The following is a 13,680-nucleotide window of genomic DNA, read 5'->3' on the forward strand; positions in this document are numbered from 1 at the left end:
TCGGCGGGCACAACGTCGTGCTGGCCTTCACCCGGCCCGGCTGAGAACCAACCCCGACACGCGAGGCGAACGGCACCGCACACACCTCTGGTCCGGCAGGCACAACGTCGTGCCGGCCCTCACCCGGACCACCAGAAAACCAACCCCGACACGCGGGCCGAACCGCACCACACACACCTCCGGACCGGCAGGCACAACACCGCGCCGACCCTCACCCGGTACGGGCGAGCAGTCCCATGCGCTGGGCGAGCAACGCCGCGTGCATCCGGTTCGGTTGGCCCAGCTTCGCGAGGATGTGCGACACGTGGGACTTCACCGTGGCACAGGTGAGATAGAGCTCCCGCGCGATCTCGTCGTTGCTGCGGCCGCGCGCCATTCTCACCAGCACCTGGCGTTCCCGGTCGCTGAGCAGCCCCAGCCCGCGGTCCACCTCCTCGGACGGGGGCACGATCTCGAACCGGTCCAGCAGACGCCCCGTCATCTCGGCGCAGAGGTACGCGTGACCCCTCGCCACGGCTCGTACCGCGGCGAGGAGCTCCTCGTGACTGGTGCGCTTGAGCAGCAGGCCCCGCGCGCCGTCGCTCAGCACCTGGTGCAGCTGCTCGTCGGTGCCTTCCACGACGAGCGCGATGACGCCACCGGCCGCGCACGCCCGCAGCCGCGCCAGGTCGGCGACGTCCGCGGTGAGCACCACATGCGGCCGATGTCGTTGCGCCAGCAGCAAACCATCGGCCACGCGGGCGGTCTCCCCCACCACGACCACATCTGATGCTTCCTCCAAACCGCACCGAAACCCTTTGCGCACCAACACTTCGTCATCGATCAGCAGCACGGAGGTGAGCATCAGTGCCCCATTCCCAGGCCACCGTCGATCGGGATGACGGCCCCTGTCACGTACCGCGCCGAGTCGCTGGCCAGCCACACGACCGCGGCGGCCACCTCCGACGGTTCGGCGAAGCGGCGCAACGGAATCGAGTCCCGGTACTGCTTGCCGTACTGCTCGGGCAGCACCGCCGTCATGTCCGTGTTGACGTACCCCGGGGCGATCACGTTCGCGGTCACGCCGCGGCTGCCCAGCTCGCGGGCGAGCGAGCGGGCGAGCCCGATCAGGCCGGCCTTGCTCGCGGCGTAGTTCGCCATGCCCGCGCTGCCGTACATGCCGACCACCGAGGAGATGAAGATCATTCGGCCGTTTCGCGCACGGGTCATCGCCGTGGCGGCGCGCCGCGCACACCGCCACGCACCGGTCAGGTTCGTGTCCAGCACCGAGGTGAACCTGTCCTCGGTCATCCTGGTGATGAGCGTGCTGTCGGTGATCCCGGCGTTGGCCACGAGCACGTCCACGGGCCCCAGCTCCGCCTCGACCGCGGTGAACGCCGCGTCCACCTGCTCGCCGTCGGTCACGTCGCACTTCACGCCGAAAGCGCCCTCCGGGACCTCACCGCCCCGGTGGGTCACCGCCACCTTCGCACCGTCGGAGAGGAACGCCTCGGCGATCGAGCGGCCGATCCCCCGGTTGCCTCCGGTCACCAGCACTGTGCGGGTCATCGTGTGCTCCTTGCGGATCATCGGCGTCCGGGTGATACCGCGAGTCGGCAGCCCGGACGCCCCTATGGTTGGGACTGACTTCGGGCACCGGCGCCCTTCCTGGTTCGACGTTAGGGAGATCGACGGTGTCAGCTGGTGGCCACAGCGGCCGACGTGTTGACCTTTCCGGCCATCCGCCCTGGTTCCGCCGGGGTGCGGCAGGCGTGCGGGCGATGGTCGACGTCGGCGCCGAGCACGGCGTGCACGTGTGGACGTGCTTGCAGGGCACCGGAATCTCTCCCGAGATGCTGCGCGCGGGCGCGGTGGTGGGAGGGGCGCAGGAACTGGCCGTGGCAGCGAACCTCGTCGCCGCTGTGGGGCACGCGCCCGGCGTCGGCCTCGCGGTCGGTGAACGGCTTTCGTTGCGCGCCTACGGGGTCTGGGGCTTCGCGTTGCTGACCTGTCCGACGGTGCGCAGTGCCGTCGAGTTCGGCCTGCGCTACCTGCCGCTCACCTACGCGATGACCGGGCTCAGCCTGCGGGTGTGCGCAGACGAGGCCAACCTGATCGTGGAGGACGACCCCGACTCGCCGGCAGGACTGCGGCGGTTCCTCGTCGAACGGGAGATCGCGGTCACCGTGGGCATCCTGCGCACCATCCTCGACGAGTCACCTCCCTCGATGCGCGTGGAGCTCCGGCTCTCCCCCACCTCAGTCGACTACGAACGCGCACTCGGAGCGCCGGTGACGTTCGACGCACCGCACAGCGCGATCATCACCGACAGCGCGGTGCTGGATCTCCCTCTGCCACAAGCGGATTCACTCACAACAACGGTCTGCGAGCGCGCGTGCCGTTCGCTGCTGCTCGAACACTGCTCGCCGTGCGTCGCGCAGCACGTGCGGACGATCATCGCGGAAGGTGTGACCGACTCCGGCCTGATCGCCGCGCGGCTGCACCTGTCACCTCGCACGCTGCGCCGCCATCTCGCCGTGGAGGGGACCTCACTGCGTCACCTCGTCGACGAGACCCGGCGGCTCAAGGCGATCGAACTCATGACGCTGCACAAGCTGAGCGTCGAGCAGGTGGCGCTGCGGCTCGGCTACGGGGACGCGGCGGCATTCATCCGCGCGTTCCGCAGGTGGACGGGCACCACGCCCGCCGCCTACGCAGGTGGGCACCGGGCGGTCAGCGCAGAGGTGTGAACGGGCGCAGCTCCCCCGCACCTCCTGTCACGACCAGACAAGCGGACTCGGGCACCTCGCGCCACGCGCCGTGCAGATCGCCCAGCGGCTCCGACACGACCAGCCGGGTGTCGGCCGAGAGCGAGTGCAGCATCGGGTTGTCCGGGTACTGCTCCCGCAGCGTCGTGATGTCGTTGCTGTGGAACAGGCTGCGGGACCTGCCCCGGCTGGAGTAGCGGAACGCCCAGGTCGTCTCGCCGTCCGTCGTCGCGACGGTCATCTGGATCGGGTACACCAGGCCGTGGTCCCGGCCGGCCGCCTCGACGCAGCCGACGGCGCGGGCGACGGCAGCGAGCGGATCCGTCTCCAGGCCGAAGGTCAGCGCCAGGTGGAAGAGGATCTCGGAGTCCGTCGACCCCTCGATCTCGTGGTAGAGCGAGGGATCGACCGTCATCGCGAGGTCCCGGCGCACCAGGTTGAAGTCCGTGATGAGTCCGTTGTGCATCCACAACCAGCGCCCGTGCCGGAAGGGATGACAGTTGGTCTGCTGCACAGCGGTGCCGGTGGACGCGCGAACGTGCGCGAACACCCGGCCCGCCGAGACCTGGGCCGACAGCTCCCGCAGGTTGCGGTCGTTCCAGGCGGGTTCCGTGCTGAGGAAGAGGCCTGGGGTGGCCGCGTCCGCGTACCAGCCGACGCCGAACCCGTCGCCGTTGGTGGTCTCCGCGCCCAGCCGGGAGTGCCTGCTCTGGGTGACGAGCGAGTTCGCCGGTTTGTAGAGGAGTTCCTCCAGCAGGACCGGGGAACCCGAGTACGCGAGCCATCGGCACATCAGGTGAGCTCACCCCCCGTGGAGAAGGCCAGCCTGCGCAGCCGGGTCCAGTCCACCTCCGGCTGTGACACAGCCGCCGCCCGGCGCAGGCGCGGTACCCGAACCCGCAACACCCCCGGCCGGGTCGTGCACCGCACCGGAGTCGGCATCGAGACGGTCTCGCCGTCGACGCCGACCGGCAACAGCGGCGCGTCGGCGGTGATGACGACCTCCGTCGCGGTCCGCTCGAGCAACGCACTCGACGTCCGGCCGCGCATCAGGCCCGCAGCTCCGGCGGCGTCGTGGACCGTCACGGCGAGCACTCCCAACCGGCCGCCGTCGAGCCGGGGCCGACGACCCCAGCCGGCCAGGACGCCGGTCCCGTAAGGGTTGTTGCTGACCAGCACCGCCTGCGGTCCTTCGAGCTCGGCGTCTCCTGCCCGCAGCCGCAGCTCCGGTTGCTGCTCGGTCAGCAGGCCGGGCAGCAGGTCGAGCATCGTGCCCGCCTTGTCGTCGCGGTAGGCGGGGCTTCGCACCAGCTCGGCGTACGCGCCGAACGACGCGTTGTTGACGAAGGCGCGGTCCCCGATCATGCCGAGGTCGACGCGCAGCTCGACGCCGTCGACGAGTGCGTCGAGGCAGCCGACGGGGTCGTCGCGGTCCAGACCGAGGTCGAGGGCGAAGTGGTTGCGGGTGCCCGCCGGGATCACCAGGAAGGGCACCCCGTGCTCCGCCGCGACGTCCGCCACGAGTGCCTGGGTGCCATCGCCTCCGGCCACGCCCAGCAGGTCGGCGCCGTCGCGGACGGCCTGGCGGGCGAGCTCGGCGACGTCCTGCGTGCCGTCGAGCAGGTGGATCTGCGCGCCCAGCAGCCAGGCCCGTTCCACGAGGTTGAACCGCTCGACCTTCCCGCCACCCGACCGAACGTTCATGATCAGGTGTGGCCGCACCGGAGGCGGGGTCTCGTGTTCGTCCGGGCCACTCGGCACGCCGGCGAGCGCGCGTCGTCCGGAGACCAGCGCGATCGACCACAGCACCGCGCACACCACCGCGACCCACAGCAGCCCGGCGAGCGCGTACACGACCGCCACCGTCACCGGAGCGGCGAGCACGACGAACCCGGCCAGCCATCGCACGAAGCCCCGGCGGCTGACGAACCACCAGACGGCGGCGAGGCCCGCGGCCATCCCGGCCGCGCCGACCAGCACCAGGCCGATGCCGGCGCGGAACCCCGCGACGGCCAGAAGCAGCACCACCGCCACCGCTGCCGCGAGAAGTGCGAGCCGCGCAAGCCACCGTTGTCCTGAGTCGGCCATGCCTTCGTCCCTCCGCTGGAGTTCAGGAACCTCCGCAACCTTCGTGCGCCACCGCCTCGCTCGGCCTCCCCCACGACGGATGAGCACGGCGTGAAGCTCATCCGCCGGAGGTGAAGTGGGACAGGTCGGCCGCCGACACGATCGACGTCGTGAATTCCTTGTGCGTCAACGGCTTTCGGTATCGAAAACTCGCACTCGCAGCACTGCTGGCGTCGGCGACCACCGCCTGTTCCACACCTCCGGCCATGGATCTCGCCACCTACTCGCCGCCCACCACGAGCAGCAGCAGCTCGGAATCCACGTCGCGGCGCTTCCACGTGCGGGTGCTCGAGCGCGTTCGCACCGACCGGGCTGACGCGCAGGGCCTGGAACTGGTCGGCGAAGTCCTGGTGGAGGACACCGGCCGGACCATCCGCGCGGTGGCACCCACGACCGGTGCCGTCCGCGCCCAGCAGGAGGTGCCCGCGGTGCGCGGACGCAGCGGGATCGCGCTCGCCCCGGCCGGGCTGTGGCACATCACAACGGGTCTCACGATCCTGCGTGACCCGGTCACCCTGGCGGAACGACGCAGGACGCCTGAGGCGCACGAAAGCTGGGGCCTGTGCCACGACGGCACCCGGCTCGTGCAGTCCGACGGCTCAACGCGGCTGCTGCTGCGCGACCACGAGACCGCCGCGCCGATCGGTGAGGTCCAGGTCGCCACCCGTGAGTGGTCCACCGCACGGCTCGGCGAGCTGCACTGCGTGACCGTCAGGGGCTACCCGCAGGTCTGGGCGGTCGTCACCGGCACGGACTGGCTGATCCGCGTCGACCTCGTCACCGGGATCGTCACGGCTGTCGCCGACCTCACCGCGGTCACCGTCGCCGAACAGCCGACCGGCAGGGACGACGTGATCGGCGGGATCACGGCGGTCAGCGGCGCCGGGGACGAACTGTGGCTCACCGGGCGGCACTACGGCCACCACTACCGGATCCGGCTGCAACCGCAGGTGTGACGCCCGCGGGTGCTGTGCAGGGTCCCGAGAGGTGCAGGCCCCCGAACCTCGCGAAACGTGAGACAGTTGACGTCTACGCCGCCCTGGGCTCACCCCCGCAGGCGCGCCTTCACCCCGGAGCGGACGCCGCCTCATCCAGGCGCGTTTCACCGCCCCCGGTTCGCAGATCCAAGAACAACCCCACGAGGGAGATCTCCCATCACCGTTTCCGCGCTCACGCCGACCTCGGCCGCTCCCCGCACCCTCACCGACATCTACGGCCCTGACATCGCCGTCTGCGCACGCCCCGCCCAGGAACCCGCGGTGCCGTCGAGCAAGCACCGCAACACCCGGGACGTCCTGTCCGCGCGCCCTCTCGCCGTCGCCGCCGACACCCCCGTCATCACCAGCGCCGGCGGCACCGAACCCAACCTGATCGCCGCCCTCCGCGACGGCGGCCTGCCCGTCGGCACCGACCCACGCGAGTTCCGCACCGAAGCCGAGTTCGCCCTCCGCGTCACCGAAGCCCTCAGCGACGGCCTGCGCCTGTCCATGGAATACCCGCAGCCGACCAGCCTGTATCCCGACGAACGCTCCGTGAAGAGCGCCGAGCTCGTCGGCTACCTCAACAACAAAGCCAGCATCAGCACGTTCGTCGCTCCTCGCTTCCAAGCCCGCCGCGAGATCGTCACCACCGGCGAACTCGCCCGAGCCACACCCGCCGAGAAGTCCTGGGTTCTCAAAGCCGCCACCAACGCCGCCCACGGCGCCAGCCTCGACGTCTACCTGCACCGAGCCGGGGACCTGGTGACCCTGCCCGCGTTCACCGGCGTCCTCGACGACGTCGTGGTGGAGGAATACCTCGACATCCACCACAACTGGGGCGTCCAGCTCTACGTCGCCGCCGACGGCCACGCCCGCTTGCTCGCCGTGACCGACCAGCGCATCGACGCCGACGGCGTCTACACCGGCGGCCGCTTCGGGCTCGTCGTCCCCCTGCCCGCCGACCTGCTCACCGAATGCCTGGCGATCGCCCAGCGCGCCGCCGACGTCGGCTACCGCGGCATGTGCAGCCTCGACTGCGCCCAGACCCGCGACGGCCAACTCGTCATGCTCGACCTCAACTTCCGCATCACCAGCGGATCCATCCCGCTGCTGGCGCTGCACACCATCCGCCCCGACGCCCTCGACCGCCCGTCGGAGTCCACGAAACTCACCACCGCAGCACCCATCGCCGCATTGCTGGCCGCGCTACGGCCTTCGCTGGAGCGCGGAGGGCTCCTCGTCACCGGCGGCCACGACACCCGCCGCACCGACAACCCGATCAAGCAGACCACCGTGCACCTGCTCGTCTTCGGCGACGATCCTCTCGACGTCACCACCCGCCGCGCCGCGCTGGAAGCCATGTACAACCACTGACGCGGACCATCTGCACGACAGGCGGGGCGGCCGGCCACCCCGCCTGCTGCAGATCACCGGATCAGGCGCGCCACCAGTCGGCCCTGGTCGGCTCGCGCAACGCGTTGGTACCGCAGTGCACCTCGCCCGCTCCCTTGTGGAGGAAGTCCCAGTCCTCGACCCACTTCACCTTGACCGGCGTGCCGGCCAGCGCGCGTTCGGTCGTGCTCTTGAACAGGTCCACGCCGTCGATGCGCGGTCCGTGCGGGTCGGGGGCGCCGAACACTCCCCCGCCCAGCGAGATGCCGTTCGGGATACCGGCGCTGTGTGCGACGAAGACGGTGCGTGCCGCCTTGCCCTCGCGCATGCGGGTGCTCAGGTCGTCCACCATCGGGCGGGTGACCCTGCCGGTCGCGGCGAGCCGATCGCCCTCCGCTTCCAGCTGCTGCCAGTTGAACTGCTCGAACAGCACCGGGACGCGGACGAGGTCGCGCTCGGTGAGGCCGGTCTCCCTGAGCAGCACGGCGAGCTGGGTGTCGACGTGCTTGGCCGCGGTGTCGTTCTGCTCCAGGAACTTCGGGTTCGCCAGCGCCTCGTCGATCGTGGGCTTCACCTTTTCGCTGGTGCCCTCGAACAGGACCGACTTGCCATGTCCGTCCTTTGTGGCCTGACGCATCAGGTCGAGTGCCAGCCGCGGGTCGGCGACCATCAACGTCCAGCCGCGGGAGTTGCGGGCCGGGATCACGTGCACGGTCTCGTCGGAGTGACCGACGACGAGCCAGGAGGTGTCGATGATGACCGGGTCCGCGTACTGCGAGCCGAGCAGCGTCGTGAACGACGGGTCCGGCTGGCGTTCGGCGGTGCTGCCGTACAGCGGGCGGCCGAGCTCGTGGCCGCGGTAGGGCGGCAGGCTCTCGTAGTTGCCGGTCGAGTTCAGACTGTCGTCGACGGCCTCGCTGCGCTGGTCGGTGAACTGCTGCACCACGCCGACGCCTGGTCCGCGCAACGCGCTGAACGCGACACGGCCGGCTCCGCGGAGTGCGGGCGGGTAGTACTCGCCCTGCCACTCGCCGCCCGGGAAGTAGTTGGCACTGCGCAGGAGGACGTGCATCACCTGCGGCTTGCCGTTGGGGCCCGGCATGCTGGCCGTGGTCGGCTCGAAGATGTCCTGGAACCACCGGTCGTTGTTGGCGACCGCGGTCAGCGCCGAGTCCGGCAGGTTCGCCGCCGTCATCGCGTTGCGCAGCGTCGCGAGGAAGTCGGCGTACCCCGCGCTGTACTGGGGCTCCGGCTCCGAGGTCACGACCTGGCGCGGCGCCCTGAGGTCGTTCTGCATGATCAGCGGTGCCACCCGCAGTTGCACCGAGTCCTCGCCGCCGGCCTTGAGCGTCACGGTGATCGTGCCGCTCCACGCGGCCTTGTCCCGGATGACGTCCCGGCCTTCGAGGGCCAGCTTGGCACCCTTGCGCAGTTCGGCCGCGGTGAGCGTGCCGCCCGCACCCAACGAGGTCCAGGCGCCGTTGCGCTCGACCCACAGGCGGGCGTACCGGTCCTCGCCGGTACCCAGCGAGACCTTGCCGTCCTGGTTCACGTTGCGCGGCATGGTTCGCAGTGGTGCGAAGTCCGCCGCGTCCAGTGGTCCGTTGACGACCTCGTCCTGGGAGTCGTTGCAGGCCGCGAACTTCGCGTCGGCCGCGATCGTGCGGTCCTTCAGCTCCTCCTCGGTGGGCGTGCAGCGCTTGGCGTCGTCGTCGATGTTCGGCAGGAAGATCGCGCCGCGCTGTTGCGCCCATCGCTTCTTGCCGGCCAGGTCGGCCCAGTCGACCGTGCCGTTTCTGTTGGTGTCGGCCAAAAGCACCGCACCGCCGGGCGCCGCTGAGGCCGGCGCTCCCGTGAAGATCACACTCGCCAGCGCGACCACACCGGTGGTCGCGGCAACACGTTTTCGCACAAGATCCCCCTCGTGATCAAAGTGCTGCCACGCTAGGGAGCTGCGCCGTACGGCCGCATCATCCTTCAGGTGACTACGCGTCCTCCTCAGGTTGTGGGCCAACCGGGTGACGCAACAAGTGCAGCAACCCGCCGCTCTGATAGAGCTCGCGCTCGCGTGCTCCTCAGCCCTACCAAAGGAGCATTGCCGTCTCGATAGGAACGCGACACCAAGAACATTGACTTCAGTCAACACTGAAGCTATAGCGAGGGCGTAAGCAGAGCACCTCGGCGAGTTTGCAAACAGGCTGATGCGCTCGCTCCCTTGACGGCGACCTTGAAGGCGACGAGGGTCAACGGTGTCCGCCGCCGCTTCGTTCTCCGACGAAGGAGCGGTCGTGCCGTCCTCTCGCCTCACCCGCCGCACCCTGCTGATCTCCGCGGTGGCCGCCACCTTCGCCGGTCGCGGCACCGCCTCCGCCGCACCGGCGCTGGCGCTGCGGTCCGGCAGCAGCACGCTCAACGCGGACTTCGCGTGGGCCCGCAAACGCGCGCTGGACTGGGTGCAGACCGGCAAGCCCGGCACCATCCCGTCGTACTGGGCGGGTCTGACGAACCGGCCCGCTTTCTACTCGCGCGACGTGGCGCACCAGATGCTCGGCGCGCACCTGCTCGGTCTGGACGCCGAGAACATCAGCATGCTCAAGGTCTTCGCCGCGTCGGCGACCGAGCGGCGGCGCTGGTACCCGTTGTGGGCGTTCCAGTTCGACGGCGGCATCTACCGCACGGACTACAAGAGCGACGACAACTTCGTCCGCGAGGTCCCCGCGGTGTTCGAGCTGACCGAGAAGGGAGTGCGGCAGTACCTGTGGACCGCCGACCGCGCCTACGTCGACGACTCGGTGCTGTGGAAGTACTACGGGAACTCGGTCAACGCCTTCGTCACCGCGCACGACGACAACCGCAACGGCGTCGCGGACGAGGACGGCACCGGCAAGATCTTCCAGGGCGTCGCGAGCTACAACGAGGGCGGCGAAGGCCTTCTGGAAGCCGGCGACGCGATCGGCTCGCAGTACCAAGCACTTCTGGCGTACAGCATCGCGCAACGGGCACGCGGCGACGAAGCAGGTGCGCGCGCGACCGAGGCCCGCGCGACCGCACTGCGCGCGCACTTCGAGAAGAACTGGTGGTCGGCGAGCGCGAACAGGTACATCCGCGGCTTCACGAAAGCGGGTGCGCGCACGAACTTCGGCAAGGAGAACTCCTGGTTCCTGCCGATGAAGGGCATCACCTCCCCCGGCACGCGCACCAACGCCTACCTCGACTTCGTGCACAAGTCCGTGTCGGACCTGCCGCCGTTCAACATCGAGGCCTACACCTATCTGCCGGAGACGTTCTTCCGCTGGGGCCGCGTCGATCAGGCGTGGAAGTGGTTCCGCTACGTCGCGGACAGCCGCGCCGCCTACCCCGAGGTCTCCTACACCACCATCGGCAACATCGCCGAGGGCCTGCTGGGCATCGAGCCGAACGCTCCGGCGTCGGCGCTCTCCACGTTGCCGCAGCTGCCGTCCGCGGTGCCGTGGCTGGAGCTCGACCACATCCCGCTGGGCAAGCACGATCTCGCGGTCCGGCACGACGGCACCAAGAGCAGCGCGCTGACCCACCACTCCGGACCGCGGCCGCTCGTGTGGACCGCGCAGTTCTCCGGGCGGTTCGACACCGCGCTCGTGAACGGGCAACGACAGCCCACCAAGGTCAGCGTCGTGGAGGGCCGGACGCTGTCGTCGGTGACGATCACGGTCGCGCCAGGAGCGAAGGCCACCGCATCGGTCTGACCCGACAACTCATTTGACGGAGTGAGCGCTCACTCCGCATGATGGGAGCGTGACACCAGCATCCGAGACTCGGCGACGAGCGCCGAGCATGAGCGCCGAGGACCGGCGCGCCATGATCGTGCACGCCGTGCTCCCACTCCTCATGGAGCACGGCGCGAACGTGACGAGCAGCCAGATCGCCCGCGCCGCCGGCATCGGCGAGGGCACCATCTTCCGCGCGTTCAAGGACAAGGACGAGCTGTTCGACGCGTGCACGGCCGAGGCGCTGCGGCCCGACCACGTGCTCGACGCGATCGCCGAGATCCCCGTCGACCAGCCCCTGGAGGACCGGCTCGTCGAAGCCGCCGAGGCGCTCGGCGCGCACCTCGACCGGATGGGCGCGCTGATGGGTGCGCTGCACGCGTCCGGCCGGATCAAGCACCGCGACCCCGAACAGCGCAAGGGTGGCACCTGGAAGGGCGGGCGCCGCGAGTCGATGGCCGCCATCCGCGGGGCGATGGTCGAGCTGTTCACGCCGGAGAAGGATCGGCTGCGACTGCCGCCCGAACAGCTCGCCGCCCTGTTCCTGACCTTGTTGTTCGGCGGGCGGCGGCTGGCGGCGGACGTCGACGCGCCCACCACGCGCCAGGTGGTCGACTTCTTCCTCCACGGCGCCGTGGAGGCTCGATGATCCCGGGCGGTGGGGGCGGCCTGGAGTTCGTGCTGGGCCGGCGCGGGCGTCGGCGGCGCGCCACGACGGTGCCCGAGAGCGGGCTGACCGGACCGGTCGACATTCCCGAAGCGAAGCCGGAAGACGGGCCGAAGGACCTGCGCTCCCGGCTGAAGCGCGCGAAGACGTCCGTGGCGGGCACCGTCCGCGGGCTGCCGAAGGTCGCGAGGCTGACGTGGCAGGCCAGCCCGGTCCTGACCATCGTCCTGGCGCTGATCACGGTCTTGTCGGGACTCCTGCCGACCGCGACCGCGTACATCGCGAAGCTGCTGCTCGACTCCGTCGTCGCGGCGATCCAGCACACCGGCACCACGGGCGACATCGCGAAGATCGCGTTGCTGCAGTTCGGCGTGCTCGCCGGGTCCGCGCTCAGCAGCGCGCTGACGTCGATCGCGCAGTCGTTGCTGCAGGAACGCATGACGCTGACCATCCGCCACCGGGTGATGGCGCACGCCAGCGAACTGCACCTCGCGTACTTCGAGGGCTCGACGTCGTACGACATGCTGCGTCAGGCCGCGCAGGAAGCGCCGACGCGGCCGCTGTCGATGATGAACTCAGCGCTGGGGCTCCTGCGGACGTTGATCACGTTCGGCAGCATGATCGCGCTGCTCGTCTCGATCAGCCCGCTGCTGGCGCTGGTCGCGCTGGTGGCGCCGATCCCGGCGTTCATCTCGCAGTCGAGGTACGGCTCGCGCGCGTTCTGGCTGACCTTCATGATGTCGCCGATCAAGCGGCGGATGGACTACCTGTCCTCCTTGGTCACGACGGACACCTACGCCAAGGAGACGAAGCTGTTCGGGCTCGGCCCGTACTTCGTCGACCGGTTCCGCCGGCTCGGCACCGTCTCCTACGAGCGGCAGCGGAAGCTGACGATCAACCGCAACGTCAGCTCGACCTCGTGGGGGCTGTTGAGCACGCTCGCGGGTTCGGCGATCACGTTGTACATCGCGCTGGAAGCGGTCGGCGGCCGGCTCACGCTGGGAGACCTGGCGCTGTACACGGCCGCGGCGGCGTCCGTGCAGTCGTCGGTGTCCGGGCTGTTCACGGCGTTCTCGGGGATGTACGAGAACAACCTCTACCTCGACACGCTGTACCGGTTCCTGGACACCAAGCCGGAGATCACGGCGCCGGCGTCACCGCGCCCGATGCCGTCCACAGTGGAGGGTCACATCGAGTTCGACTCGGTGACCTTCAGCTACCCCGGTGCCGAGGAACCCGCGCTGGACAACGTCAGCTTCGAGATCCGCCCCGGCGAGACGGTGGCGGTGGTCGGCCGCAACGGCGCGGGCAAGTCGACGTTGTTCAAGCTGCTCTGCCGGCTCTACGACCCGACCGCAGGCCGCATCCTGCTCGACGGCGTCGACATCCGCGAGTACGACCCCGACGCGCTGCGCACGCGGATCAGCGCGATGTTCCAGGACTACGTGACGTACCAGGGCACGGCCGCGGAGAACATCGGCCTCGGCGACCTGACGCGGCTCGAAGACCGGCCGCACATCGAGGACTCGGCCCGCCGCGCCGGCGCGGACGAGCGGATCGAGCGGCTGCCCCGGGGTTACGACAGTCCGCTCGGCCGCTGGTTCGACCAGGGTGTCAGCCTGTCGGGCGGCGAGTGGCAGAAGATCGCGCTGGCCAGGGCGTTCCAGCGGGAGGCGCCGATCCTGGTGCTCGACGAGCCGACGTCGGCGCTGGACGCGAGGGCCGAGCACGACCTGTTCTCGCGACTGCGGGAGCTGTCGGAGGGCCGGACGACGCTGTACATCTCGCACCGGTTCTCGACCGTGCGGCAGGCGGAGCGGATTCTGTTGCTGGAGCACGGGAAGGTCGCCGAGTACGGAACGCACGAGGAGCTGATGGCCGCCAAGGCCGGGTATGCCGAGCTGTTCACGCTGCAGGCGCAGGCGTACCTGGACGAGGTGCCCAGCTGAGCCTCCACCGCGCGGGCACGACGCGTGGCGAGTAGGTTCATCCGATCGTCCCCCACCGCCACGGAGCTGACC

At 69.9% G+C, this 13,680-nt stretch carries 11 protein-coding genes; 6 read left to right on the forward strand and 5 right to left on the reverse strand.

The annotated features are described in order from the left end of the window. Positions 1–211 precede the first annotated feature (211 nt). Positions 212–844, reverse strand: a complete 633-nt coding sequence (locus tag LFM09_RS42640) for a LuxR C-terminal-related transcriptional regulator (RefSeq protein ID WP_414102322.1) — start codon at positions 842–844, stop codon at positions 212–214. Beyond that, a complete protein-coding gene (gene fabG, locus LFM09_RS42645; RefSeq protein ID WP_414102323.1) occupies positions 844–1,548 on the reverse strand; it encodes a 3-oxoacyl-ACP reductase FabG in 705 nt (234 codons plus the stop codon). Before fabG ends, LFM09_RS42640 begins: the two co-directional genes overlap by 1 nt. Positions 1,549–1,760: 212 nt before the next feature. On the opposite strand from fabG, the gene LFM09_RS42650 reads away from it, so the two are divergent. Further along, on the forward strand, positions 1,761–2,729 hold the full coding sequence (locus tag LFM09_RS42650; protein WP_414102379.1) for an AraC family transcriptional regulator: 969 nt from the start codon (positions 1,761–1,763) through the stop codon (positions 2,727–2,729). Here LFM09_RS42650 and LFM09_RS42655 read toward each other — a convergent pair. Then, a complete protein-coding gene (locus LFM09_RS42655) occupies positions 2,713–3,540 on the reverse strand; it encodes a class II glutamine amidotransferase (protein ID WP_414102324.1) in 828 nt (275 codons plus the stop codon). The genes LFM09_RS42650 and LFM09_RS42655 overlap by 17 nt on opposite strands. Next, complete coding sequence (locus LFM09_RS42660; protein WP_414102325.1) at positions 3,540–4,835, reverse strand: diacylglycerol/lipid kinase family protein; 1,296 nt, start codon at positions 4,833–4,835, stop codon at positions 3,540–3,542. Before LFM09_RS42660 ends, LFM09_RS42655 begins: the two co-directional genes overlap by 1 nt. A gap of 110 nt (positions 4,836–4,945) precedes the next feature. Between LFM09_RS42660 and LFM09_RS42665 the strand changes: the two genes are divergently transcribed. Next, positions 4,946–5,830: a glutaminyl-peptide cyclotransferase gene (locus LFM09_RS42665; protein ID WP_414102326.1), complete on the forward strand. Its 885-nt coding sequence runs from the start codon at positions 4,946–4,948 to the stop codon at positions 5,828–5,830. Positions 5,831–6,133: 303 nt separating this feature from the next. Continuing rightward, complete coding sequence (locus LFM09_RS42670) at positions 6,134–7,228, forward strand: hypothetical protein (RefSeq protein ID WP_414102327.1); 1,095 nt, start codon at positions 6,134–6,136, stop codon at positions 7,226–7,228. Positions 7,229–7,289: 61 nt separating this feature from the next. Here the strand turns inward: LFM09_RS42670 and LFM09_RS42675 are convergent, their stop codons facing one another. Beyond that, positions 7,290–9,158: a protein-arginine deiminase family protein gene (locus tag LFM09_RS42675; RefSeq protein ID WP_414102328.1), complete on the reverse strand. Its 1,869-nt coding sequence runs from the start codon at positions 9,156–9,158 to the stop codon at positions 7,290–7,292. 337 nt (positions 9,159–9,495) lie between these two features. Here LFM09_RS42675 and LFM09_RS42680 point away from each other — a divergent pair, with 337 nt between their 5' ends. The 3 genes from LFM09_RS42680 to LFM09_RS42690 all read left to right on the forward strand — a co-directional run bounded on the left by LFM09_RS42680 (position 9,496) and on the right by LFM09_RS42690 (position 13,608). After that, a complete protein-coding gene (locus LFM09_RS42680) occupies positions 9,496–10,971 on the forward strand; it encodes a hypothetical protein (RefSeq protein WP_414102329.1) in 1,476 nt (491 codons plus the stop codon). Positions 10,972–11,059: 88 nt separating this feature from the next. Further along, a complete protein-coding gene (locus LFM09_RS42685; RefSeq protein WP_414102330.1) occupies positions 11,060–11,641 on the forward strand; it encodes a TetR/AcrR family transcriptional regulator in 582 nt (193 codons plus the stop codon). 20 nt (positions 11,642–11,661) lie between these two features. After that, entirely contained in the window at positions 11,662–13,608 is a 1,947-nt protein-coding gene (locus LFM09_RS42690) for an ABC transporter ATP-binding protein (RefSeq protein ID WP_414102380.1), read from the forward strand. Positions 13,609–13,680 lie beyond the last annotated feature (72 nt).

The sequence above is a fragment of the Lentzea alba genome, from assembly GCF_047445655.1.
Classification (GTDB): domain Bacteria; phylum Actinomycetota; class Actinomycetes; order Mycobacteriales; family Pseudonocardiaceae; genus Lentzea; species Lentzea alba_A.